This is a genomic window from Streptomyces sp. NPDC045846 (assembly GCF_056431605.1).
In genome coordinates, this window is sequence record NZ_JBWKKJ010000004.1 from 381,384 (window position 1) to 404,341 (window position 22,958).

Consider the following 22,958-nt stretch of genomic DNA (forward strand, 5'->3'; position numbering starts at 1 on the left):
CGCGGCCCGCTACACGGGGACGTGCACGGCCTCCACCCGGCTCGCCACCAGCCGGTCCCGCTCGCGGCGCTGCGCCCGCACGCGCAGCCGCAGGATCTGGACCAGGCCCAGGGCCTCGAGGAAGAACACCGACGAGAAGGCGATCCGGTAGTTGTCGCCGGTCGCGTCGAGCAGCACGCCCACCGCGAGCAGCGTGGTCATGGAGGCGATGAAGCCGCCCATGTTGGTGATGCCGGACGCGGTGCCCTGGCGCTCGGGCGGGTTGGCCGGGCGCGAGAAGTCGAAGCCGATCATCGAGGCGGGCCCGCACGCGCCGAGCACCACGCACAGGCTGACGAGCAGCCACATCGGCGCGTGGGCGGCCGGATAGGCGATGGTGGCGGCCCACATGAGAGCGGTCGCTCCCACGGTGCCGAGCGCCAGGGGGAGCCGGGCCGCGTGGTGGCGGGCGATGAGCTGGCCATACACGAGGCCCACGACCATGTTGGAGAGCACCACAAGGGTCAGCAGTCCGCCCGCCGTGCCCCGGTCCAGGCCCTGCGCCTCGACGAGGAACGGCATCCCCCACAGGAGCAGGAACACCATCGCGGGGAACTGCGTGGTGAAGTGCACCCACATCCCGAGCCGGGTGCCGGGCTCGCGCCACGACTCGGCGATCTGGCGGCGTACGAACGCGGCCCCGGCGTGGTGCGCGGGCGGCGGCTCGTGGCCCTCGGGGTGGTCGCGCAGGAAGAGCAGCAGCAGGACGAGGACGGCGACTCCGGCGAGCGAGCTGCCCGCGAAGGTCTGGGTCCAGCCGACGCCGTGCAGCGCGCGGGAGATGACGAGCGTGGACACCAGGTTGCCGGCCATCCCGAACAGCGCGGCGACCTGCCCGATCATGGGGCCGTGCTTGGCGGGGAACCAGCGCGAGCCGAGCCGCAGCACGCTGATGAAGGTCATCGCGTCGCCGCAGCCGAGCAGCGCCCGCGAGCCGAGCGCGGTGGCGTACGAGGGCGACAGGGCGAAGCCGAGCTGTCCGACGGTGAACAGGACGGTCCCGAGCACCAGCACCTTCTTGGTGCCGAGCCGGTCGACCATGAGGCCGACGGGTATCTGCATGCCCGCGTACACGAGCAGCTGGAGTATCGAGAAGGTGGACAGGGCCGAGGCGTTGACGTGGAAGCGGTCGGCGGCGTCCAGGCCCGCGACGCCGAGCGAGGTGCGGAAGATGACGGCGACGAAGTAGACGCCGACGCCGATGCCCCACACGAACGCGGCCCGGCGCCCGCCCAGCGGCCGCGGCTGCGTCGCGGAGCTCATCGGTCGTCCCCCCTGACCAGGACCTTGACCCAGCTGAGGTGCTGGCGCACACAGTGCGCGGCCCGTTCGCCGTCGCCGTCCCTGATCGCGTCCAGCATCTCCTCGTGCTCGGCGATGTTCTTGGCGATGCGGTCGGGCTGGGCGTGCATGACGGCGACGCCCATCCGCAGCTGGCGGTCCCGCATCTGGTCGTAGAGCCGGGCCAGGATCTCGTTCCCGGCGTTGCGCACGATCTCGGCGTGGAAGCAGCGGTCGCTGACGGCGACGGCGGCCAGATCGCCCGCGGCGGCGTGCGCCTTCTGCTCCGCGAGCAGTTCCTGGAGGCGTGCGACGAGCCGCTCCGGCGCGGGAACGGCCCGGCGCACCGCGAACTCCTCGACGAGCAGCCGGGTTTCGACCACGTCGGCGGTCTCCTGCGCGGAGACGGCGAGCACGAGGGCGCCCTTCTTCGGGTAGAGCTTGATCAGCCCTTCCACTTCGAGCTTGAGCAGCGCTTCGCGCACAGGCGTCCGCGACACCCCGACCGCCTCGGCCAGCTCTCCCTCGGTGAGCAGGGTGCCGCCCTCGTACCGGCGGTCGAGCACCGCCTGCTTGACGTGCAGGTAGACGCGGTCGGCGGCGGGCGGCTGCTTGGTGGCGGGGGCCGGGGCGGAAGGCATGCGCACAGGATAGATACAACAGGGGTGCATCAGAAAGCACCGTCCGGATCGCGGGACGGCCGCGTGCGCGCCCGCCGAAACGCCCCTGCCCCCGGTCGCGCACGGCGACCGGGGGCAGGGGGCAGGGGGTACGGAGTCGGGGCCCAGGGGCCGGAGGATCAGGCGCGGCCCGCCGCGCGGCGGCGCACCACCAGGTAGCCCGCTCCGCCCACGAGGGCCAGGCCCGCGCCACCCGCGACCAGCGCGGTCGTGGCCCCGGACTGCTCCTTGGCCCCGGCGAGCTCGGCACCGGCCGCGACACCGCCCTTGGGCAGCACCGAGGTCTGGCCGGAGGTGTTCGCCGAGGGCGCGGCGGACGGCGTCTTGGCGGGGGTGGTGCCGTTCAGCTTGCAGCCCTTGGGCAGCTTGGGGAAGTCCTGGAAGGCGTACCGGGAGCCGACGCCGCCCTCGACCTTGGACTTGAGCTGCGGCGCGGCGCCGTACGGGTTGAGGATCTCGGCGTAGATGCCGGCCGACTCGGGCAGCTTGGGGTGCTTGCGGTCCAGCTTGCCGAGGCTCGGCACCGGGTTGCCCGGGCCGTCCTGGAAGGTGGCCGTCGGGCCGTTCGGGCTCATGGTCAGCACCGCGGAGGTGCCGGCGCCGATGGAGACGCTCTGCGTGACGGTGCAGTCCTTGGCCGAGACGCCGGTCGCGCCGGGGGTGCCGGGCTTGGCGGCGGGCTTGCCCTGCGGCAGGTCGTAGGTCTTGGACGTGCCGTCGGGGGAGGTGACCTTCACCCGCGGGGTGGCGCTGGAGGCGTCGAGCAGCTGCGCCTTGAGGCCGACCACGTACTCCTTGGCGGTGTCGGTCGGCTGCGAGCGGCTCACGCCGGCGATGACCCGCACGGCCCAGACGTCGCCCGGCTTCCAGTTCGGGCCCACGGCGCGGAACCAGGCCTCGGGGCCCTCGGGCCCGTTGCGCAGCACCGCGAGCACGCCGTGCGTGGCGTCCTTGTAGACGAGGACCTTCTCGCCGTCGTAACGGGGGTTGGAGGACTGGCCGGTGGCGGAGACCGCGGCCGGAGCCTGTGCCGGGGTGGCGGCGAAGGCGGCGGCCGGGGCGAGGAGGGCTCCGGCGAGCGCGGCGGTGGCGACGGCGGCGCGGAGGGCGGTGCGGCGGCGGGAAGGGGCGTAGGTCGACATGAACGACTCCGAGACACAGGGCGGCCGGGCGGCCGGAAGGCGAGAAAGAAGGAGAGGTTGCATGCCGCCTCCTCTGTCGGGTGGGGCCGTTGAGGCTGGGCGGGGCTGCAAGAAGAAATCTATGGATCGCCTGTGCGAGAAGCGTCCGTTCCATGTCACGAGGGCGTGACAGACCCCCAGGGCCCCGGACGCCCCGGGTCACCGCGCGAGCAGCACGCGCCGCCCCTGCCACCACTGTCCGCCCGGCCCGCGGAGCTGTCCACTCGGGCGACGGGCGGACATGCCGCGGCCCCCGGCGCGTCCTGGGACGCGGCGGGGGCCGGGGCCGACTGCCGTGCGGGGCGGCCGGGTTGTCGAGCGGGGCGGTCAGCCCCAGGTGATGAGCCGCTTCGGCTGCTCCAGGACCGCCGCCACGTCGGCGAGGACCTTCGAGCCGAGCTCGCCGTCGACCAGGCGGTGGTCGAAGGAGAGCGCGAGCGTGGTGACCTGGCGGGGCTTGACCTTGCCCTTGTGGACCCACGGCTGGAGCTTGATCGCACCGACCGCGAGGATCGCGGACTCGCCCGGGTTCAGGATCGGGGTCCCGGTGTCCACGCCGAACACGCCGACGTTGGTGATGGTCACCGTGCCGCCCGACATCGCCGCGGGCGACGTCTTGCCCTCGCGGGCGGTGGCCACCAACTCGCCCAGAGACTCGGCCAGTTGCGGCAGTGTCTTGGCGTGCGCGTCCTTGATGTTCGGGACGATCAGACCGCGCGGGGTCGCCGCCGCGATGCCCAGGTTCACGTAGTGCTTGAGGACGATCTCCTGGTTCGCCTCGTCCCAGGACGCGTTGACGTTCGGGTTGCGCTTGATCGCCACCAGCAGCGCCTTGGCGATCAGGAGCAGCGGGTTGACCCGCAGGCCCGCCATGTCCTTGTCGGACTTCAGCTGCTCGACCAGCTTCATCGTCCGTGTCACGTCGACCGTCACGAACTCCGTGACGTGCGGCGCGGTGAACGCGGAGCCGACCATGGCCTGCGCGGTCGCCTTGCGGACGCCCTTGACGGGAATCCGCGTCTCGCGGGCTTCGGCCTGAACGACCGCCGCCGGAGCGGGAGTTGTTTCACGTGAAACAGGGGCGGCCTCGGCCGCCGGGGCCGCCGCCGCGTGCACGTCCTCGCGGGTGACGATGCCGTCGGGGCCGGTCGGCACCACGGTGGCGAGGTCGATGCCGAGGTCCTTGGCGAGCTTGCGGACCGGGGGCTTGGCGAGCGGGCGGGCCGGGGCGGGAACCTGGCCGTTCAGCTCGGTCTGCACGGCGTAGAGGGCCTCGGCCGGGGCCTGCTCGGGGACCTGGGCCCCCTTGCGCGGGCGGCGCTTGGTCGACGCCTCGGAGACGCCGTAGCCGACCAGGACGGGCTGGCGTCCCTTGGGCGCCCCGTCCTCGGCGGGCTCGGCGGGCTCGGCGGCGGGCGCGGGCGCCTCGGCGGGCGCCTGCGCCGGGGCCGACGGCTCGGGCGGGCTGCCCGGGGCCACGTCGACGGTGATGATGGACGTGCCGACGTCCACCGTCACGCCCTCTTCGAAGTGGAGCTTCTGCACCACGCCGTCGTAGGGGATGGGGAGTTCGACGGCCGCCTTCGCGGTCTCGACCTCACACACGACCTGGCCGTCGGTGACGGTGTCGCCGGGCTGGACGTACCACTTGAGGATCTCCGCCTCGGTGAGCCCCTCGCCGACGTCCGGCATCTTGAACTCGCGGTAGCGGGCTGCGTTCTCAGTCATTGTCGTCACGACCATTTCCCTCAGTACGCCAGCGAGCGGTCGACGGCGTCGAGCACCCGGTCGAGACCCGGCAGGTACTCCTCCTCCAGGCGCGCCGGCGGGTACGGGGCGTGGTAGCCGCCGACCCGGAGCACCGGGGCCTCCAGGTGGTAGAAGCACCGCTCGGTGATCCGGGCGGCGATCTCCGCTCCGGCGCCGTAGAAGACCGGCGCCTCGTGGACGACGACCAGGCGGCGGGTCCGCTCGACCGAGGCCTGGACGGCGTCGAAGTCGATCGGGGACATCGACCGCAGGTCCACGACCTCGATCGACTTGCCCTCCTCCTGGGCGGCCGCGGCGGCCTCCAGGCACACCTTCACCATGGGGCCGTACGCCACCAGCGTCAGGTCGGAACCGTCGCGCACGGTACGGGCCTTGTGCAGCGGGCCGGGGATCGCCTCGGTGTCGACCTCGCCCTTGTCCCAGTAGCGGCGCTTGGGCTCGAAGAAGATCACCGGGTCGTCGGACTCGATGGCCTGCTGCATCATCCAGTACGCGTCCGACGCGTTGGACGGGCTGACCACCTTGAGGCCCGCCACGTGCGCGAACAGCGCCTCGGGCGACTCGCTGTGGTGCTCGACCGCGCCGATGCCGCCGCCGTAGGGGATGCGCACGACGACCGGCAGCTTGATCTTGCCGAGCGCGCGGGCGTGCATCTTGGCCAGCTGCGTGACGATCTGGTCGTACGCCGGGAAGACGAAGCCGTCGAACTGGATCTCCACGACGGGCCGGTACCCGCGCAGGGCCAGGCCGATCGCGGTGCCGACGATGCCGGACTCGGCCAACGGGGTGTCGATCACCCGGTCCTCGCCGAAGTCCTTGAACAGGCCGTCGGTGACGCGGAAGACACCGCCGAGCTTGCCGACGTCCTCGCCCATGATCAGGACCTTGGGGTCGGTCTCCATCGCCTTGCGCAGCGACTCGTTGATCGCCTTGGCGATCGGCAACTTCTGTACGGTCATGGCTAGTTGCCCTCCCCGTCGGCGAACGACGCCTGGTAGGCGGCGAACTGGGCGCGCTCCTCGTCGACCAGCGCGTGGCCGTCGGCGTAGATGTTCTCGAAGATCGCCATCGGCTCGGGGTCGGGCATGGCGCGCACCGCCTCGCGCACCCGCTTGCCCAGCGTCTCCGACTCGCTCTCCAGCTCCTCGAAGAACGCGGCGTCCGCGTGGCCCGCGCTCTCCAGGTAGGCGCGCAGGCGCAGGATCGGGTCCTTGGCCTCCCAGGCCTCGCGCTCCTCGTCGGCCCGGTACTTCGTCGGGTCGTCGGAGGTGGTGTGCGCGCCCATCCGGTAGGTGAACGCCTCGACCAGGGTGGGACCTTCGCCCCGCCGGGCCCGCGCCAGGGCGGCCTTGGTCACGGCCAGACAGGCCAGCACGTCGTTGCCGTCGACGCGGACACCGGGGAAGCCGAAGCCCTGGGCGCGCTGGTAGAGCGGCACCCGCATCTGCTTCTCGGTGGGCTCGGAGATCGCCCACTGGTTGTTCTGGCAGAAGAACACGACCGGGGCGTTGTAGACGGCGGAGAAGGTGAACGCCTCCGCGACGTCGCCCTGGCTGGAGGCGCCGTCACCGAAGTAGGCGACCACGGCGCTGTCGGCGCCGTCCTTGGCGATGCCCATCGCGTAACCGGTCGCGTGCAGCGTCTGGGAGCCGATGACGATCGTGTACAGATGGAAATTGTTGCTGTTCGGATCCCAGCCGCCGTGGTTGACGCCACGGAACATGCCGAGCAGGTTCGTCGGGTCGACGCCGCGGCACCAGGCGACGCCGTGCTCGCGGTAGGTCGGGAAGACGTAGTCGTCGTCCCGCAGCGCACGCCCGGATCCGATCTGCGCGGCCTCCTGGCCGAGCAGCGAGGCCCACAGCCCCAGCTCGCCCTGCCGCTGCAGCGCGGTGGCCTCGGCGTCGAAGCGCCGGGTCAGCACCATGTCGCGGTAGAGGCCGCGCAGCTCGTCGGAGCTCAGGTCGATGTCGTAGTCAGGGTGCTCGACCCGCTCGCCCTCGGGCGTCAGCAGCTGTACGAGCTCGGGTTCGGCGGCCTTCTTCGCGCCGGCGCCGGCGGTGCGCTTGCTGCTGCGTCGCGGTTTGCGCGCGGCAGTGCTCTCCACGGTCACGTGCGTGCTCCTCCGTCTGTCCGGCTCCCGGGTTCGCCGGTGAGCCTGGGGGTCCCCCCGGCTCGACCAGAGCTTGGGGGAGGCTCGCCTGTCCGTCTCAAGTGCACGGGGGTGTGCGCGCTCGGCCGGGGATCAGGCGTGACAGGTGCCCCGGCGAGCGCCCTGCCAAAGGCACGTTACCCAGTGCTGCGCATTACTGCGAAACCCCACTTGACCTGCGATTTTGCTTGGATTTCCAAGTAAATCGAGAAAGTAGGGAACAGTCGCTGGTCACAGCCTTGCAGGCCGCCGGAACAACGGCACGTTATCCCGGCCGCGCAGGTTCGGGAAGGGGTCACTTATGGCACTCTCCGGCGTCCTTCGGATGAATGTGTGAGACTGATTCCGTGCGCGAAACAGGCAAAATCACCGTATTCCTGCTCGATGACCACGAGGTGGTCCGTCGCGGCGTCCACGAAATGCTCTCCGTCGAGGACGACATCGAAGTGGTCGGCGAGGCCGGCACCGCGGCCGACGCCCTGGTCAGGATTCCCGCCACCCGCCCCGACGTCGCCGTGCTCGACGTCCGGCTGCCGGACGGCAGCGGAGTCGAGGTCTGCCGCGAGATCCGTTCGCAGAACGAGGACATCAAGTGCCTGATGCTCACCTCGTTCGCGGACGACGAGGCCCTCTTCGACGCGATCATGGCGGGGGCCTCCGGATACGTCCTCAAGGCGATCCGCGGGAGCGAGCTCCTGACGGCCGTGCGCGACGTCGCGGCCGGCAAGTCGCTGCTCGACCCGGTGGCCACCGCCCGCGTGCTCGAGCGGCTGCGCGACGGCGGCAAGAGCAAGGGCGACGACCGCCTGGCCAACCTCACCGAGCAGGAGCGCAAGATCCTCGACCTGATCGGCGAGGGCCTCACCAACCGCGTGATCGGCGAGCGTCTGCACCTCGCCGAGAAGACGATCAAGAACTACGTCTCCTCGCTGCTGTCCAAGCTCGGCATGGAGCGCCGCTCCCAGGCCGCCGCGTACGTGGCCCGGATCCAGGCGGAGAAGAACCACTGAGCCCCCGCCGCTGAGCCCTCCGGCCGACAGGGGCGCCCCCGTTTCATTCGGGACCTACGGCCCGGACGTGCGGGGCGCCGGGCTCTTACCCGGGCCGCGGCGGACCACGAGAGTGGGGGCATGTCCTTCGAGGAAGCCCGCGCCATCGAGCTGCTCCGCCGCGTCCCCTACGGCCGGGTGGCGACCAGCATGCGCGCCCTGCCCTTCGTCGCCCCGGCCCGGCACGTGGTGGTCGACGGGCGCGTCCTGCTGCGCCTGCACGCGGGCCTCGGGTACCACCACGCCTGCGTGGGCAGCGTGGTCGCCTACGGCGCGGACAACCTCAGCTCGGGCGAACTCGACGTGTGGTCGGTGCAGTTCACCGGGACCGCCGAGCGCTTCGAGCCGACCGCGCGGGAGCTGGAACTGTTCGGCACGGCCCCGCGCGAGGTGGACGGGGAACCCTTCGACCCCGTGTACATGCGGATCGAACCCCAGTTCGTGACCGTTCACTCGCTGGACTACTCCAAAGAGCGACAACTCAAGCACGTTGCGTGATCTAACATCTGAAGAGTGCCGCGCTCATCTGCAACTCCACCCGTGGGCGACCTCCTCCGCCGCTACGCCACCCCGGGTGAGCCCCTCTCCTGCGAACGGGTCGCCCAGGGCCTGCTGAACCGCGGCTACCGGATCGCCACCACCCGCGGCGACTACTTCCTCAAGCACCATCTGGACGGCGACCGCGAGGCCATCGCCCGCCAGCACCGGGCCACGGAACGCCTCCAGGCCCTCGGCGTGCCCGTCGCACCGCCCGTGCCGGACGCCGACGGCGACACCGTCGTGGTGATCGGCGGCCACTGCTACGCCCTGCACCCCTGGGTGCAGGGCCGCCACCGCCACGGCGCCCAGCTCTGCGCCGTGGAGTCCCGCCGGCTCGGCGCGCTGCTCGGCCTCGTGCACACCTGCCTGGCCCAGGTCATGGAGCCCGACGTTCCGCAGGCCGAACACCACAGCGCCGACCCCGCCGACACCCTCGCGCTCATCGACGACCTGGTGGCGCGGGCCCGCAGGCACGAGCCCCGGGACGCCTTCGACGAACTCGCCGAACACCGGCTCCTGGAGCGGCGCGCACTGCTCGGCCTGCACGCCCACCGCCGCCCCGCCGCCCCGGCCACCGGCGCCTGGGTGCACGGCGACTTCCACCCGCTGAACCTGCTGTACCGGGGCGAGGGACGCTCGGCCGAGCCCGCCGCGATCGTCGACTGGGACCGGCTCGGCGTCCAGCCGCGCGCCGAGGAGGCGGTCCGGGCCGCCGTGATCTTCTTCGTACGCCCCTCGGGCGAGCTGGAGCTGGCGAAGGTGCGGGCGTACGCGCGGGCCTACCGGCGGGCCGCCGGGGCCGACGCCGAGGAGCTGGCGGCCGCGGTGCACCGGGTGTGGTGGGAGCGGCTCAACGACTTCTGGATCCTGCGCTGGCGCTACCAGCTGCACGACCGAAGGGCCGACCCGCAGTTTCCTGCGGCATCGGCCCTTGCGGTCTGGTGGACCCGCGAGTACGAGGCGGTGTGCGAGGCCTTCGCGGGCTGAGGCGCCCTCCGGTCAGTGCCCGGGGCTCGCGCTGGAGCCGCCGGCACCGGCGGAGGTGCCGGTGTTGGTGCCCGTCGTGGTCCCCTGGTTGGTGCCCGTGGTCGTGCCCTGGCTGGTGCCGGTGCTCGTCCCGGTCGAGGTGCCCTGACTGGTGCCCTTGCTCGTACCCGTCGAGGTGCCCTCGCTGGTGCCCTGGTCCGTACCCGACGTCGTGCCCTCGCTCGTGCCCTGGTCCGTACCCGACGTCGTGCCCTGGCTGGTGCCCGGGGAGTGCGAGGAGTGCGACTTGCTCGGCGACGGGGAGGCGGAGCGCGAGCGGTGCTGGGAGGGGGACTCGCCGTTGCCGTTCGAGCTGCTGCTGTAGGACTGGCCCGAGCTGGTGCCCGGGGTGTCCGGGGTCGACGGGGTGTCCGACTGGGACAGGGACGGCGAGACCTTCGGCGACGGGGAGTTCTTGGTCCCGCCTCCGCCGCCGCCCGAGCCCTTCGCCGCGCTCAGCGCGAAGGCGACACCCGCGGCGATCGCGATGATCGCGAGCACCACGAACAGCACCATCTTGCCGCGGCCGCCGCCCTGCTTGCGACCGCCGTGGTCGTAGCCGTCGTAACCGCCGTCGTTCGGGTTCACCGGCGGCAGGATCGGGCCGCCGAACTGCGAGGTCTCCCCGTGCATGGGGTGGCCCATGGCCGTCGTCGCGCCGGTGGTGCCCATCGCCGGGGTGTGGGCGCCGTCGTGCATCAGCTCGACCGGGCCGGTGTTCCAGGTGCCGGTGTGGCCGCCCTGCGCCTGGAGCATCTGCAACCCGTACTGGACCAGGCCGCGCATCTCCTCGGCGGACTGGAAACGGTCGTCCGGGTCCTTGGCGAGAGAACGCATGACCAGGCCGTCGAGTTCCGGCGGCGCCACGTGCGCCACCTGGGACGGCGGCACCGGCATGTCCTGGACGTGCTGGTAGACCACCGACAACGGTGTCTCACCGATGAACGGGGGCCGCAGCGCGAGGAGTTCGTACAGCAGACAGCCCGTGGCGTACAGGTCGGAGCGGTGGTCGACGGCCTTGCCGAGCGCCTGCTCGGGCGAGAGGTACTGCGGCGTGCCCATGACCATGCCGGTCTGGGTCATCGTCGACTGCGCGCCGTGCAGGGCCCGCGCGATGCCGAAGTCCATCACCTTGACCGCGCCCGTGTCCGTGATGATCACGTTGGCGGGCTTGATGTCGCGGTGCACGATGCCGTGCTGGTGCGAGTAGGCCAGCGCCTCCAGAACCCCGGAGACGATGATCAGCGCCTGCTCCGGCGGCGGGGCGTCGGCGTCCACCAGGAGGTCGCGGATGGTGCGGCCCTCGACGAGCTCCATGACGATGTACGGGACGGTCTGACCGCCCACGAAATCCTCACCGGAGTCGTACACCGCCACGACCGCGTGGTGGTTGAGTCCGGCCACCGACTGTGCTTCACGCGTGAAGCGCGCCTTGGACACCGGGTCCTCGGCGAGATCGGCCCGGAGCAGCTTCACGGCGACGGTGCGGCCCAGGCGCACGTCCTCGGCGGCGAACACCTCCGCCATGCCACCGCGGCCGAGCCGGTGGGTGAGACGGTAGCGGCCGTCGCCGACGAGTCCGCCGACCCACGACTCGTGGTCCTGCGCATCGGCCATCCCGGCGCCGTTTCCGTCGGGTTCGGGTGCCATCAGTCCTCGCCGTCGTATCTGGCCGCGTCCGCGGTCTTCCTTACGGTCTTCCGTCGTGCTCTTCCGCTGGTTGTGCAGTAGTGCACGCTACAGCGTTCGCGCGGGGCGCCGGTCCGGGATGGACCGGCCATCCAATCGGTTCCGTGTGTACCCATGCAAATCCCGTACGTTTTCGATGCCGGTCCTGTAACGCTTGCGAGACTCTTCCCGTGCGTACGGTCACGGAACGGGCACTCGGCTTGACGTGCGTGACCCCTCGGGCAGACTTGGCCTGAAAAATCGAGGATCATCACTGGCCACCGCGCCAAGGGGGATGCACAGTCATGAGCCAGGACGGCGCACACGGCCGCTATGCGGGCGGTTCCATCGCGGGCGGGCGCTACCAGCTGCGCGACCTCCTCGGCGAGGGCGGCATGGCGTCGGTGTACCTCGCGTACGACTCCGCACTGGACCGCCAGGTCGCCATCAAGACGCTGCACACGGAACTCGGCCGGGAACAGTCGTTCCGCGAGCGGTTCCGCCGCGAGGCCCAGGCCGTCGCCAAGCTCCAGCACACCAACATCGTCTCGGTCTTCGACACCGGCGAGGACACGGTGATGTTCAACGGCTCCGCCGGTGCGGACGGCGTGATGCCCTACATCGTCATGGAGTACGTGGAGGGCGAGCCGCTCGGCTCGACGCTGCACCGCGACATCCAGCAGTACGGCGCGATGCCCGCCGACAAGGCCCTCAAGGTGACCGCCGACGTGCTCGCCGCTCTTGAGGTCAGCCACGAGATGGGCCTGGTCCACCGGGACATCAAGCCGGGCAACGTGATGATGACCAAGCGCGGCATCGTCAAGGTCATGGACTTCGGCATCGCCCGCGCCATGCAGTCCGGCGTCACCTCCATGACCCAGACCGGCATGGTCGTCGGCACCCCCCAGTACCTGTCGCCCGAGCAGGCGCTCGGCCGCGGCGTGGACGCCCGCTCCGACCTGTACTCGGTCGGCATCATGCTCTTCCAGCTGCTGACCGGGCGGATCCCCTTCGACGCGGACTCTCCGCTGGCGATCGCGTACGCGCACGTCCAGGAGGAGCCGGTCGCGCCGTCCTCGGTCAACCGGTCGATCACCCCGGCCGTGGACGCGCTGGTCGCCCGCGCGCTGAAGAAGAACCCGAACGAGCGCTTCCCGAGCGCCCAGGCCATGCACGACGAGATCCTGCGGATCGCGTCCGCGGGCCAGATGGGCGCGGCCCCGGTCATCACCGGCGGCGCCCCGGCCGCCAGCGGCACCGGCGTCGGCGCGACGGTCTTCCCGCCGCTCGACTCGCAGGCCGCGCCCGGCATGCAGGGCAGTGTGCAGACGCCGTACCAGGCGGGCCCCTACGGCCCGCCCACCCCGGCGCCGACCCCGCAGCCGCAGCCCTCGTACGGCTACCCGCAGGCCGCGCAGCACCAGCCCGCCCCGATGGCGTCCCAGACGCCGCCGCCGTACACGATCTCCCCGGCGCAGACGTCCTCGTCGTCCTCCGGCGGTTCGAAGCGGAACACCCCGGTGATCGTGGGCGCGATCGCGGTGGCGCTGCTCGCGATCGGCGGTCTCATCACGGCCGTGGTGATGAACAAGGACGACTCGGGCGGTACCGGGGGCAACGCCAAGGCCAGCAGCTCGGCGGCGCCCGCGGGCCACAAGGGCCCGGAGCGGGACCGCACGATGGACACCGAGAAGTGCACCTCGCCCCAGACCTCCACGCTGGACCCGGGCAAGGTCCAGGCGCCGGACTTCTCGTACAAGGACATCCTGTCGGTTAAGTCCTGCATCCAGGCCGCGGGCTGGAAGGTCAACACCGAGACGGTCGACAACGGCCAGTGGGGCCAGGACGTGGTGGTCACCCAGTTCCCCGCGGCCGGGGTGGACGTGGACAAGAAGAACGCGCAGTTCACGCTCCAGATCTCGTCGGGCAACGCGCCCGCGCAGTAACCCCGTACGGCTCGTCACCGAGGCCCGGCACCCCTGGTGCCGGGCCTCGGCGCGTGCGGAGGCCGTGCGGGCCCGAGCGGCCCGACGGGTCCGAGGGCGTGCGCAGGCCCCCGGACTCCGCCCGCCCGGCCCGCGCGTGCGGAAGGCGGGCCGGGCGGACGGGAGTCCGGGACCCGGCCCATTCGGCGCACCCGGCGCGGCTCCCGGGATGCCGGGCAACTCGCCCCGTGTGACGCTGATTCGGTCACCCCAGGCGATCCTGCACGTCCGTACGGGAAGGGGCCCTCCCATGCCTCCAGGGATCCGGTCGCTCGCCGCGGCCGCATCGCTGACGGGGGCGCTGCTCCTGACGCCCCTGCCGTACGCGGTCGCCGTCGGCACCCCGTCACCCGGCCCGTCCCCGAGCGTGGTTCCCTCCGGCACGGCGCCGGCCTCGCCCCGGGCCGACCCCTCGCCGACGGTCTCGGAGGACCAGCACCTCGCGGGCAGCCGGGCGGGCGAGGGCCGGATCCGGCCGGGCCGCGTGGAGACCACGGACCCGCTCCCGGACGCCCCCGACGACGTGGCGCCCGCCGATCTGGCCACGGCCCGGGACGAGGCGGTGCCGCAGGCGCCCCGGCAGATTCCGACCCCGGAGCCTCCGGCCCCGCCGCCACCCACCCCGACGCCCGAAGGGGTCCTTCCCGCCGCCCGTCACCGTCAGCAACCCCAGGCCGTCTCCACCAGCTCCGACCTGCGCGTCCACGTCCTCTCCCTGGGCGCGGGCCTGACCCTGACCGGCCTGGGGCTCGGATTCCTGGGGCTGCGGCTGCGGCGGCCGTGACGGAGCGACGGGGAGCCTCGCGCCGTTTCACGTGAAACGGTCGCCCCACGACGGGAATCGGCGCCCGCAGCGCGGTGGATCAGTCCTTCCCGGGGGCACACCGTGATGTGAGGCACGTGTGCGAGAGAATGGACGGCATGGAGATGCCGAGGAACGATAAGTCGCCGGACAGCCCCCACATCCTGGTCGTAGGCCAGGACGGTATGGCGATCGGCGGTGGAGACGACGAGTCCCGCGAGGTCCCGGTGACGGAGATGGTCGAACAGCCCGCAAAGGTCATGCGTATCGGCAGCATGATCAAGCAGCTCCTTGAGGAGGTCCGCGCGGCTCCTCTCGACGAGGCGAGCCGAGTACGCCTGAAGGACATCCACGCTTCGTCCGTGAAGGAGCTGGAAGACGGCCTGGCGCCGGAGCTGGTCGAGGAGCTGGAGCGGCTCTCCCTGCCGTTCACGGACGAGGCCATCCCGTCGGAGTCCGAACTCCGCATCGCCCAGGCCCAGTTGGTCGGCTGGCTCGAAGGTCTCTTCCACGGCATCCAGACGGCCCTGTTCGCCCAGCAGATGGCGGCCCGCGCCCAGCTGGAGCAGATGCGGCGCGCGCTGCCGCCCGGCGTCTCGCACGACGACGAGGACGAGGACGGCCCGCACGCGGGCGCCCGCTCCGGCCCGTACCTGTAACCGGCCCGCGTACCGGCTCTACGGGGCCGCGTACCGAGCGGCCGGAGGGGGCGCCTTCCCGGCGCCCCCTCCTCACGTTCACCCGGCGGTCAGCACCACCTTGCCCACGTGTCCGGAGGCTTCCAGCACCCGGTGTCCTTCGGCGGCGTCCGCCAGCGGCAGCGTCCGGTCCACCACGGGCCGCACCCGGCCCCCGGCGATGAGCGGCCACACGTGTTCGCGGACGGCCGCCACGATGGCCGCCTTCTCCGAGGCGGGCCGGCCCCGCAGCGAGGTCGCGGTGACCGCGGCCCGCTTGGTCAGCAGCGCGCCGAGGTTCAGCTCGCCCTTGGCGCCGCCCTGGAGGCCGATCACGGCGAGCCGCCCGTTGACGGCGAGCGCCCGCACGTTCCGGTCCAGGTACTTGGCGCCCATGATGTCGAGGATGACATCGGCCCCGACACCGTCCGTGGCCTTCAACACCTCGTCCACGAAGTCCTGTTCGCGGTAGTCGATCAGGATGTCCGCGCCCAGTTCGGCGCAGCGCGCCAGTTTGTCGGGGCCGCCCGCCGTGACCGCGACCCTGGCGCCGACCGCCTTGCCGAGCTGGATCGCCATCGTGCCGATCCCGCTCGCCCCGCCGTGCACCAGGAGCGTCTCGCCGGGCCGCAGGTGGGACACCATGAAGACGTTGGACCAGACGGTGCAGACGACCTCGGGCAGGGCCGCCGCCTCGGCCAGCTCCACACCCTCCGGCACCGGCAGCAGCTGCCCGGCCGGCACGGCCACCTTCTCGGCGTAGCCGCCGCCGCTCAGCAGCGCGCACACCTCGTCGCCGACGCTCCACTCGGACACTCCGGGCCCCAGCGCGGCGATGCGCCCCGAACATTCGAGGCCCGGGTAGGGGGACGCACCGGGCGGCGGGTTGTAGAAGCCCTGCCGCTGGAGCACATCGGCACGGTTGACGGCGGCGGCAGCCACCTCGACGAGGACCTCTCCCTCACCCGGTACGGGATCGGGGACCTCGGCCCAGACCAGCGCTTCGGGACCGCCCGGCTCAGGAATCGTGATCGCATACATGCGGCCGACGCTACTCCGGCTGACCCTCCACCGGCGCACCACCGGCTCGTACGATCGTGATGAGCCGGTCGGTGAGCTGGAGCGGGCTGGCCTTGGCATCGTCGTACGCCAGCAGCCGGTGGCCGCGCAGCACGCTCACCACCAGGTCGTCGGTCTCCCGGACCCCGCGCCCGACCTCGCTCTTGCGCACCGGGCGCTCCACCATGTCGAGCCCGCTGCCCTGCTGGATCAGGTCCTCCATCACCGTGCCCGCGCTCGGGCTGAGCACGGACAGGCCGAGCAGCCGGCCGGCCGCGCTGGCGCTGGTGATGACGGCGTCGGCTCCGGACTGGCGCAGCAGCGGCGCGTTCTCCTCCTCCCGCACCGCGGCGACGATCTTCGCGCCCCGGTTGAGCTGGCGGGCCGTCAGCGCGACCAGGACCGCGGTGTCGTCCCGCTGGGTCGCGATGACGACCTGACGGGCCTTCTGGAGCTCGGCCCGCAGCAGCACATCGCTGCGGGTGGCATCCCCGATGACACCGACGAAGCCCTCCGCGTTGGCGGTCTCGATCACCTTCGCGCTCGGGTCGACGATCACGACCTGGTCCTTCCGCAGGCCCGTCGCGCACAGGGTCTGGATCGCCGAACGGCCCTTCGTCCCGAAGCCGACGACGACGGTGTGCTCTCGCAATTGAGCCTTCCAGCGGTTGAGCCGCCACTCTTCTCGGGTCCGTTCGGTGAGGACTTCGAGAGTGGTTCCGACGAGGATGATCAGGAACAACACGCGCAGGGGCGTGATCAGCAGGATGTTGGTCAGGCGCGCGCTGTCGCTGTAGGGGACGATGTCGCCGTAGCCCGTCGTGGAGAGCGTGACGGTGGCGTAGTACACGGCGTCGAGGAAGTCGACCTTGCCGTTGGCGTTGTCGTGATAGCCGCTCCGGTCGATCCAGACGATGACGGTCGTCAGTATCAGCACGGCGAGCGCCATCAGGAGTCGCTTGGCGACCTGGCGCAGCGGCCGGTCGACGACCCGGCGCGGCAGCTTCACCCGCCGGGTGATCAGGTTCTCGCCCGCCTGGCGTGCCATCGCGTCATGGCCGGGCAGTTTCACGTGAAACACCCTTCGTCGAGGCGGGAGTTGGAGGTGCGTGCGGATCGGGTGGTTCTGGCGGTTCTGGCGGGGCGTTTCACGTGAAACGTCCTTCAAGTGAGCTGGAGTTGGTGAGGATCGAGGGGTTCGCTACGGAGAACAAGCTTTGCCCGATGGTGAGTTGGGGGTGAGGGAAGGCCGTTTCACGTGAAACAGCCTTCTCCTGAAGCCGACGGAGACCAGGGCAGGTCGAGGATCTCGACCTCCTGGCCCGCGCGAGCCCCGCCCGGCGCCACCACCGCGAGACCGTCGGCGGCCGCGATCCCGCGCAGCATCGCCGGGCCGTTGTAGTGCAGCGGCACGACCCGGTCGGCGCGGTGCACCACGGGCACGAGCCGGGTGTCGTGCGGATGCCCCTGCACCTCGTTGCGCAGCGGGGCGGTGTACGCCACCGGCCGTGCCCGGTGCGCGAGTTCACGCAGCAGCGGCTCGGCCAGGGTGAGGAGTCCGGACACCGCGGCGAGCGGGTTGCCGGGCAGCCCGACGAGGTGCTTCCCCACGCCGATCTGCGCCAGCAGCATGGGATGGCCCGGCCGCACGGCGACGCCGTCGACCAGGAGCTCCGCACCCGCCTTGTGGAGCACGGGGTGGACGTGGTCGACGGGTCCGGCCGCCGTGCCGCCCGTCGTGATCACGAGGTCGGCCGAGGAGGCGGTGACGGCCGCGAGCAGCGCCCCCGCGTCGTCCTTGAGCCGCCGTGTGCCGATGACCTCGGCGCCGAGCGCCCGCAGCCAGACCCCGAGCATCGGCCCGAGCGCGTCCCGGATCAGCCCGTCGTGCGGGAGCCCGCTGGTGAGCAACTCGTCGCCGAGCACCAGGATCTCGACACGGGGTCTGGGCACCGTGCTCAGCTCGTCGTACCCGGCGGCCGCGGCGAGGCCCAGCACGGCCGGGGTGACCAGGGCGGTGGCGGGAAGCAGCGCGTCGCCCGAGCGGCATTCCTGGCCGCGTGGGCGGATGTCCTGGCCGTGCAGCACCACGCGGTCGGCCTGGAGCTGGGTGCGGGCCTCGTCGGTGCGGGCGTGTTCGCTGCGGATCACCGCGGTGGCCCCGGCGGGGATGCGGGCTCCGGTGGCGATGCGTACCGCTTCCCCGTCGGCGAGGGCGCCGGGCAGGGCGTGCCCGGCGAGGATGCCGCCGTCCCGCACCGCCCACGGACCGGGACCGGCGACGGCCCAGCCGTCCATGGCGGAGGTGTCGAAGGACGGCAGGTCGGTGAGCGCGGTCAGCGGCTCGGTGAGGATCTCGCCCAGCGCCCGCTCCAGCGGCACCCGGTGGGAACGGGCGGGTGCGGCCCGGCCGGCCCGGGCGGCCACGGTGCGCGCCTCGGACCAGGCCATGGCTCGGTGGCGGGGCACCTGTCGGGCCTCCGGTGCCGGGGTCTCGGCGCGGGCCCGGCCCGCGGCGGGGCTCTCCCCGGCCGGGTTCACCGCGGGCCCGGCATCGCGCAGCAGGGCGAGGGCCTCGTCGGACCCGTCGTCCGCCCCCGGGCTCCGGGCGGTCATCCGGCGTCGTTCCTCGGGCCGTCGGCCGTCTCGGTCTCGGCCGCCCAGCGGTTGGCGAGCGCCGCGGCCCTGCGGGCCGCCTCCACCACGTCCTTGCCCTCGCCGCCCGCCTTCGCGGCCGCGTAGCCGACCAGGAAGGTGGTGAGCGGGGCGGCGGGCCGGGCGACGCCGTGGGCGGCGTCCCTGGCGAGATCGAGCAGCACGCCGGTGTCGACGTCCAGCTCGATGCCGAGTTCGTCCTTGACTGCGGTGATCCATTCGTCCAGCACGCCCCCATGGTCCCTGATCCGGGCCCGGGCTGCCGCGAGGTCATCCCAGGTGTCGCAGTCGAAGGAGGCGAGCGGGTCGGCGGGGAGGCGGCCGAGGTCGAGTTCCCGGACGAGCAGCCGCAGCGGGAGACCGGCGAGCGAGCCGTGTTCGGTGGCGAGCAGCGCGAGCTCGCGGCGCAGTGGTTCGGCGCGGTAGACGGCGACCAGCGGCTGTTCGCGCCCGTCGGCGTCGGTGCAGAGCACGCCCTCGCGGCCGGAGCGCCCCAGCTCGTCCAGGAGCGCGTCGACGGTCGGCGCGGCCAGGAACGGCAGATCGGCCGAGAGGACGAGCACGCTCGGGGCGGAGGTGCGGCGTACACCGGCGTCCAGCGCGGCCAGCGGGCCGCCGCCCGCCGGTTCCTCCCGGGTCCACACCACGGGCCGGGCGGTGGGCCGCCGCCCGCCCACGACCACGGTGGTCGCGGCGCCGGCGCAGGCGGTCAGCACCCGGTCGAGCAGGGCCCGGCCGCCCACGCTGAGCCCGGGCTTGTCGGCGCCGCCGAGCCGCTTGGCGGCGCCACCGGCGAGGACTACGGCGTCATACGCGGTCGGTGCGGCGTCATACGCGGTCATCTTCCGAGTATGGGCCGCCGGACGATCAGCGACGTCCCCGCGAACGTCCCGAGTCCGCGGGGACGTTCGTCACAGCGTGCGCAGCAGCACCGCCGGGTGTTCCACGCAGTCGGCGACGTAGCGCAGGAAGCCGCCCGCGGTGCCGCCGTCGCACACCCGGTGGTCGAAGGTGAGGGACAGCTGGACCACCTGGCGCACCGCGAGCTCGCCCTCGTGCACCCAGGGCTTGGGGATGATGCGGCCCACGCCCAGCATCGCCGCCTCGGGGTGGTTGATGATCGGCGTGGAGCCGTCGACGCCGAACACCCCGTAGTTGTTGAGGGTGAAGGTGCCGCCGGTCAGCTCGGCCGGGGTCAGCGTGCCGGTACGTGCTGCCTCGGTGAGGCGGGCGAGCTCGGCGCCGAGCGCGTCGACGTTGCGGGTGTGGGCGTCGCGGACGACCGGCACGACCAGGCCGCGCTCGGTCTGCGCCGCGAAGCCCAGGTGGACCGCGGGCAGCCGGACGATCTCGCGGGCCGCCGTGTCCACCGTCGAGTTGAGCTCGGGGAAGCGGGCGAGGGCCGCCGTGCAGATCCGGGCGAGCAGCGCGAGGACGGACACCTTGGGGCCGCCTGCGGCGTTCATGGCGGCGCGGGCCGCCATCAGCTCCGTGGCGTCGGCGTCCACCCAGCAGGTGGCGTCCGGGATTTCGGTACGGCTGCGGCTGAGCTTGTCGGCGACCGCGCCCCGGATGCCCTTCAGCGCGACCCGCTCACCGGCCGGGGCCGAGGCCGCGACCGGGGACGGGGCAGAAACGGTGGCCCCGGGCGTCCGCATCGCCGACTCGACGTCGCAGCGCAGGATGAGGCCCTGCGGCCCGGTGCCCCGCAACGCGCGCAGATCGAGGCCGTGTTCCCGGGCCAGCCTGCGCACCAGCGGCGAGATGACGGGCACGGGACCAGCCGCCTCGACCGGCGCCGCCGGACCCGGGGCCGACGACGTGACCGGGGCCGTGGGCCGCAGGCGGGTGCGGCGGCGGGTGGTGGCCGTCCCCGTCCCGTAGCCGACCAGGACGTTGCCGGAGCCTTCCGAGGCCCCGGCGGACCCGGCGTCCTGGGCGGACTCGGCGGCCTCGGCGGCCTCGTGCCGCTGCGGGGCCCCGACGGCGACCGTCAACAGGGGTGCGCCGACGGGCAGTTCGGTGCCCTCGTCGCCGAAGCGCGCGGTGACCACACCGCCGTAGGGGCAGGGCACCTCGACCATCGCCTTGGCCGTCTCGACCTCGACCACCGGCTGGTCGACGGCCACCACGTCGCCGACCGCCACCAGCCAGCGCACGATCTCCGCCTCGGTGAGCCCCTCACCGAGGTCGGGCAGCTTGAACTCCAGCACCTTCGGCATCAGTGCTCCGCCTCCCACTGCAACCGCGCCACCGCGTCCAACACCCGGTCCACGCCCGGCAGATGGTGCTTCTCCAGCATCGGCGGCGGATAGGGGATGTCGAAGCCCGCGACCCGCAGCACGGGCGCCTGCAGATGGTGGAAGCAGCGCTCCGTGACGCGCGCGGCTATCTCGCCGCCGGGTCCGCCGAATCCGGCCGACTCGTGGACGACCACGGCCCGCCCGGTGCGGCGCACCGACGCGCACACCGTCTCGTCGTCGAAGGGCACGAGCGAGCGCAGGTCGACGACTTCGAGGTCCCAGCCCTCCTCGCGAGCCGCCTCGGCCGCCTCCATGCACACCGGCACCGACGGACCGTAGGTGAGGAGCGTGGCGCTGCGCCCGGCGCGCCGCACGACGGCCCGGCCGATGGGTTCCACGGCTGTCGGGGCCTCGGGCGACCAGTCGGACTTCGACCAGTACAGCCGCTTCGGCTCCAGGAAGACGACCGGGTCGTCGGACGCGATGGCCTCGCGGAGCATCCCGTAGGCGTCCTCCACGGTGGCCGGGGTGACGACCTTCAGGCCCGGCGTCGCCATGTAGTAGGCCTCGCTGGAGTCGCTGTGGTGCTCGACGCCGCCGATGCCGCCGCCGTAGGGAACGCGCACCACGATGGGCATCGCCATCGCTCCGCGGGTGCGGTTGCGCATCCTGGAGACATGGCTGATGAGCTGCTCGAACGCCGGGTAGGCGAAGGCGTCGAACTGCATCTCGACGACCGGCCGCAGCCCGTACATCGCCATGCCGACGGCCGTGCCGAGGATGCCCGCCTCGGCGAGCGGGGTGTCGGTGCAGCGGTCCTCGCCGAACTCCTTGGCGAGGCCGTCGGTGACCCGGAACACGCCGCCCAGGGTGCCGACGTCCTCTCCCAGGACGTGCACGGTCGGGTCCTCGGCCATGGCGTCGCGCATCGCGCGTTGCAGGGCCTGTGCCATGGTGGCGGGCTTCTTGGCGGTGGCGGTGGTCATCACCGGGCCTCGGCTTCCAGCTCGGCGCGCAACTGGGCGGCCTGCTCGCGCAGGTGGCTGCTCTGCTCGGCGTAGACCTCGGCGAAGAGGTCCATCGGGTCGAGGGCGGGCTCGGCGTTCATCTGCTCGCGCAGCGCGGCGGCCATGGTCTCGGCGGCCTCGGCGGCGGTGCGTATGCCGTCCTCGTCGAGGATGCCGCGGGCGGTCAACTCGCCCTCCAGGAGCCGGATCGGGTCGTGGTCGCGCCAGGCGTCGACCTCGGCCGAGCCCCGGTAGCGCGTCGCGTCGTCCGCGTTGGTGTGCGCCTCCATGCGGTACGTGACGGCCTCGATCAGGGTGGGACCGCCGCCGCGCCGGGCGCGGGCGACGGCCTCGGACAGCACCTGGTGCACGGCGGGCGCGTCGTTGCCGTCGACCAGGCGGCCCGGCATTCCGTAGCCGACGGCCTTGTGGGCGAGGGAGGGGGCGGCGGTCTGCTTGGCGAGCGGCACGGAGATCGCGAATCCGTTGTTCTGGACCAGGAAGACCACCGGGGCCTGCCACACGGCCGCGAAGTTCAGCGCCTCGTGGAAGTCGCCCTCGCTCGTGCCGCCGTCGCCGACCAGGGCGAGCGCCACCACGTCGTCGCCCTTGAGGCGGGCCGCGTGGGCCAGGCCCACGGCGTGCGGGAGCTGGGTGGCCAGCGGGGTGCACAGGGGCGCGATGCGGTGCTCGCGCGGGTCGTAGCCGGTGTGCCAGTCGCCGCGCAGCAGCGTCAGGGCCTGCACGGGGTCCAGGCCCCGGGCGACGGCGGCAAGGGTGTCGCGGTAGCTCGGGAACAGCCAGTCGCGCTCCTCGAGGGCGAGCGCCGCGGCGACCTCGCAGGCCTCCTGGCCGGTCGAGGAGGGGTACACGGCGAGGCGGCCCTGCTTGGTGAGGGCGGTGGCCTGCGCGTTGAACCGGCGTCCGCGCACCAGCTCCGCGTACAGCTTCAGCATCAGCTCGCGGTCGAGCTCGGCACCAGTGCCCAGGACCCGGTGCGGCTCGGGGTCGGGGAGGAGCGGCGCGGGGGCGGTGCGGGGCCGCCAGGCGGGCGGAGGGGTCGGCCGGTATGCGGCGGCACCAGGGAGCTCTTGGACCGTCATGCCAATGCACCTCCTTGTGGGAGCGGACATCCAGGGGCGGG

At 72.5% G+C, this 22,958-nt stretch carries 20 protein-coding genes; 6 read left to right on the top strand and 14 right to left on the bottom strand.

What is annotated here, in order from left to right; translation table 11 throughout:
* Positions 1-9: 9 nt before the first annotated feature.
* The 6 genes from AC07F3_RS13900 to pdhA (AC07F3_RS13925) form a co-directional block, all read right to left on the bottom strand.
* Positions 10-1,302: an MFS transporter gene (locus AC07F3_RS13900; protein ID WP_479113686.1), complete on the bottom strand. Its 1,293-nt coding sequence runs from the start codon at positions 1,300-1,302 to the stop codon at positions 10-12.
* Positions 1,299-1,961 carry a GntR family transcriptional regulator gene (locus AC07F3_RS13905; protein WP_479113688.1) on the bottom strand — a complete coding sequence of 221 codons (663 nt, stop codon included), beginning with the start codon at positions 1,959-1,961 and terminating at the stop codon, positions 1,299-1,301. The genes AC07F3_RS13900 and AC07F3_RS13905 overlap by 4 nt, the downstream gene beginning before the upstream one ends.
* Before the next feature lie 158 nt (positions 1,962-2,119).
* Positions 2,120-3,142, bottom strand: coding sequence for a hypothetical protein (locus tag AC07F3_RS13910; protein ID WP_479113690.1), 1,023 nt, complete (start codon positions 3,140-3,142; stop codon positions 2,120-2,122).
* A gap of 366 nt (positions 3,143-3,508) precedes the next feature.
* The gene (locus tag AC07F3_RS13915) at positions 3,509-4,918 is read right to left on the bottom strand and encodes a dihydrolipoamide acetyltransferase family protein (protein ID WP_479113692.1); all 1,410 of its coding nucleotides are present in this window, start codon (positions 4,916-4,918) and stop codon (positions 3,509-3,511) included.
* Positions 4,919-4,929: 11 nt separating this feature from the next.
* On the bottom strand, positions 4,930-5,910 hold the full coding sequence (locus AC07F3_RS13920; protein ID WP_479113694.1) for an alpha-ketoacid dehydrogenase subunit beta: 981 nt from the start codon (positions 5,908-5,910) through the stop codon (positions 4,930-4,932).
* Between the two features lie 2 nt (positions 5,911-5,912).
* Positions 5,913-7,064 (bottom strand): pyruvate dehydrogenase (acetyl-transferring) E1 component subunit alpha, encoded by a 1,152-nt coding sequence (gene pdhA, locus AC07F3_RS13925; RefSeq protein ID WP_479113696.1) that lies wholly within the window; start codon positions 7,062-7,064, stop codon positions 5,913-5,915.
* 386 nt (positions 7,065-7,450) lie between these two features.
* Between pdhA (AC07F3_RS13925) and AC07F3_RS13930 the strand changes: the two genes are divergently transcribed.
* The 3 genes from AC07F3_RS13930 (at position 7,451) to AC07F3_RS13940 (ending at position 9,679) form a co-directional block, all read left to right on the top strand.
* Entirely contained in the window at positions 7,451-8,113 is a 663-nt protein-coding gene (locus tag AC07F3_RS13930; protein WP_100575501.1) for a response regulator, read from the top strand.
* Positions 8,114-8,233: 120 nt separating this feature from the next.
* Entirely contained in the window at positions 8,234-8,650 is a 417-nt protein-coding gene (locus AC07F3_RS13935; protein ID WP_479113698.1) for a pyridoxamine 5'-phosphate oxidase family protein, read from the top strand.
* A gap of 15 nt (positions 8,651-8,665) precedes the next feature.
* Positions 8,666-9,679, top strand: a complete 1,014-nt coding sequence (locus AC07F3_RS13940; protein WP_479113700.1) for a phosphotransferase — start codon at positions 8,666-8,668, stop codon at positions 9,677-9,679.
* Positions 9,680-9,691: 12 nt separating this feature from the next.
* Here the strand turns inward: AC07F3_RS13940 and AC07F3_RS13945 are convergent, their stop codons facing one another.
* Positions 9,692-11,368 (bottom strand): protein kinase domain-containing protein, encoded by a 1,677-nt coding sequence (locus AC07F3_RS13945; protein ID WP_479113702.1) that lies wholly within the window; start codon positions 11,366-11,368, stop codon positions 9,692-9,694.
* Between the two features lie 323 nt (positions 11,369-11,691).
* On the opposite strand from AC07F3_RS13945, the gene AC07F3_RS13950 reads away from it, so the two are divergent.
* From AC07F3_RS13950 to AC07F3_RS13960, 3 genes are all read left to right on the top strand, one after another.
* Entirely contained in the window at positions 11,692-13,332 is a 1,641-nt protein-coding gene (locus AC07F3_RS13950; protein ID WP_479113704.1) for a protein kinase domain-containing protein, read from the top strand.
* Between the two features lie 289 nt (positions 13,333-13,621).
* Positions 13,622-14,155, top strand: a complete 534-nt coding sequence (locus tag AC07F3_RS13955) for a hypothetical protein (protein ID WP_479113706.1) — start codon at positions 13,622-13,624, stop codon at positions 14,153-14,155.
* Positions 14,156-14,292: 137 nt separating this feature from the next.
* Positions 14,293-14,832: a bacterial proteasome activator family protein gene (locus AC07F3_RS13960; protein ID WP_114038780.1), complete on the top strand. Its 540-nt coding sequence runs from the start codon at positions 14,293-14,295 to the stop codon at positions 14,830-14,832.
* A gap of 78 nt (positions 14,833-14,910) precedes the next feature.
* Here AC07F3_RS13960 and AC07F3_RS13965 read toward each other — a convergent pair whose 3' ends face one another.
* The 7 genes from AC07F3_RS13965 to pdhA (AC07F3_RS13995) form a co-directional block, all read right to left on the bottom strand.
* Entirely contained in the window at positions 14,911-15,891 is a 981-nt protein-coding gene (locus tag AC07F3_RS13965; RefSeq protein ID WP_479113708.1) for an NAD(P)H-quinone oxidoreductase, read from the bottom strand.
* A gap of 10 nt (positions 15,892-15,901) precedes the next feature.
* A complete protein-coding gene (locus tag AC07F3_RS13970) occupies positions 15,902-16,981 on the bottom strand; it encodes a potassium channel family protein (RefSeq protein ID WP_479113710.1) in 1,080 nt (359 codons plus the stop codon).
* Between the two features lie 182 nt (positions 16,982-17,163).
* Positions 17,164-18,525, bottom strand: coding sequence for a molybdopterin molybdotransferase MoeA (locus AC07F3_RS13975; RefSeq protein ID WP_479113712.1), 1,362 nt, complete (start codon positions 18,523-18,525; stop codon positions 17,164-17,166).
* A complete protein-coding gene (locus AC07F3_RS13980) occupies positions 18,522-19,406 on the bottom strand; it encodes an NTP transferase domain-containing protein (RefSeq protein ID WP_479113714.1) in 885 nt (294 codons plus the stop codon). The genes AC07F3_RS13975 and AC07F3_RS13980 overlap by 4 nt, the downstream gene beginning before the upstream one ends.
* 69 nt (positions 19,407-19,475) lie before the next feature.
* Positions 19,476-20,786, bottom strand: coding sequence for a dihydrolipoamide acetyltransferase family protein (locus AC07F3_RS13985; RefSeq protein ID WP_479113715.1), 1,311 nt, complete (start codon positions 20,784-20,786; stop codon positions 19,476-19,478).
* Positions 20,786-21,793: an alpha-ketoacid dehydrogenase subunit beta gene (locus AC07F3_RS13990; RefSeq protein ID WP_479113716.1), complete on the bottom strand. Its 1,008-nt coding sequence runs from the start codon at positions 21,791-21,793 to the stop codon at positions 20,786-20,788. The genes AC07F3_RS13985 and AC07F3_RS13990 overlap by 1 nt, the downstream gene beginning before the upstream one ends.
* A complete protein-coding gene (gene pdhA, locus AC07F3_RS13995) occupies positions 21,793-22,917 on the bottom strand; it encodes a pyruvate dehydrogenase (acetyl-transferring) E1 component subunit alpha (protein WP_479113718.1) in 1,125 nt (374 codons plus the stop codon). The genes AC07F3_RS13990 and pdhA (AC07F3_RS13995) overlap by 1 nt, the downstream gene beginning before the upstream one ends.
* Between the last annotated feature and the right edge of the window lie 41 nt (positions 22,918-22,958).

Excerpts from the sequence above, each read along its gene's own strand:
- AC07F3_RS13900 (WP_479113686.1), bottom strand. The coding sequence starts at position 1,302 with ATGAGCTCCGCGACGCAGCCGCGGCCGCTGGGCGGGCGCCGGGCCGCG.
- AC07F3_RS13905 (WP_479113688.1), bottom strand. The coding sequence starts at position 1,961 with ATGCCTTCCGCCCCGGCCCCCGCCACCAAGCAGCCGCCCGCCGCCGAC.
- AC07F3_RS13910 (WP_479113690.1), bottom strand. The coding sequence starts at position 3,142 with ATGTCGACCTACGCCCCTTCCCGCCGCCGCACCGCCCTCCGCGCCGCC.
- AC07F3_RS13920 (WP_479113694.1), bottom strand. The coding sequence starts at position 5,910 with ATGACCGTACAGAAGTTGCCGATCGCCAAGGCGATCAACGAGTCGCTG.
- AC07F3_RS13935 (WP_479113698.1), top strand. The coding sequence starts at position 8,234 with ATGTCCTTCGAGGAAGCCCGCGCCATCGAGCTGCTCCGCCGCGTCCCC.
- AC07F3_RS13945 (WP_479113702.1), bottom strand. The coding sequence starts at position 11,368 with ATGGCACCCGAACCCGACGGAAACGGCGCCGGGATGGCCGATGCGCAG.
- AC07F3_RS13950 (WP_479113704.1), top strand. The coding sequence starts at position 11,692 with ATGAGCCAGGACGGCGCACACGGCCGCTATGCGGGCGGTTCCATCGCG.
- AC07F3_RS13955 (WP_479113706.1), top strand. The coding sequence starts at position 13,622 with ATGCCTCCAGGGATCCGGTCGCTCGCCGCGGCCGCATCGCTGACGGGG.
- AC07F3_RS13960 (WP_114038780.1), top strand. The coding sequence starts at position 14,293 with ATGGAGATGCCGAGGAACGATAAGTCGCCGGACAGCCCCCACATCCTG.
- AC07F3_RS13965 (WP_479113708.1), bottom strand. The coding sequence starts at position 15,891 with ATGTATGCGATCACGATTCCTGAGCCGGGCGGTCCCGAAGCGCTGGTC.
- AC07F3_RS13975 (WP_479113712.1), bottom strand. The coding sequence starts at position 18,525 with ATGACCGCCCGGAGCCCGGGGGCGGACGACGGGTCCGACGAGGCCCTC.
- AC07F3_RS13980 (WP_479113714.1), bottom strand. The coding sequence starts at position 19,406 with ATGACCGCGTATGACGCCGCACCGACCGCGTATGACGCCGTAGTCCTC.
- AC07F3_RS13985 (WP_479113715.1), bottom strand. The coding sequence starts at position 20,786 with ATGCCGAAGGTGCTGGAGTTCAAGCTGCCCGACCTCGGTGAGGGGCTC.
- AC07F3_RS13990 (WP_479113716.1), bottom strand. The coding sequence starts at position 21,793 with ATGACCACCGCCACCGCCAAGAAGCCCGCCACCATGGCACAGGCCCTG.
- pdhA (WP_479113718.1), bottom strand. The coding sequence starts at position 22,917 with ATGACGGTCCAAGAGCTCCCTGGTGCCGCCGCATACCGGCCGACCCCT.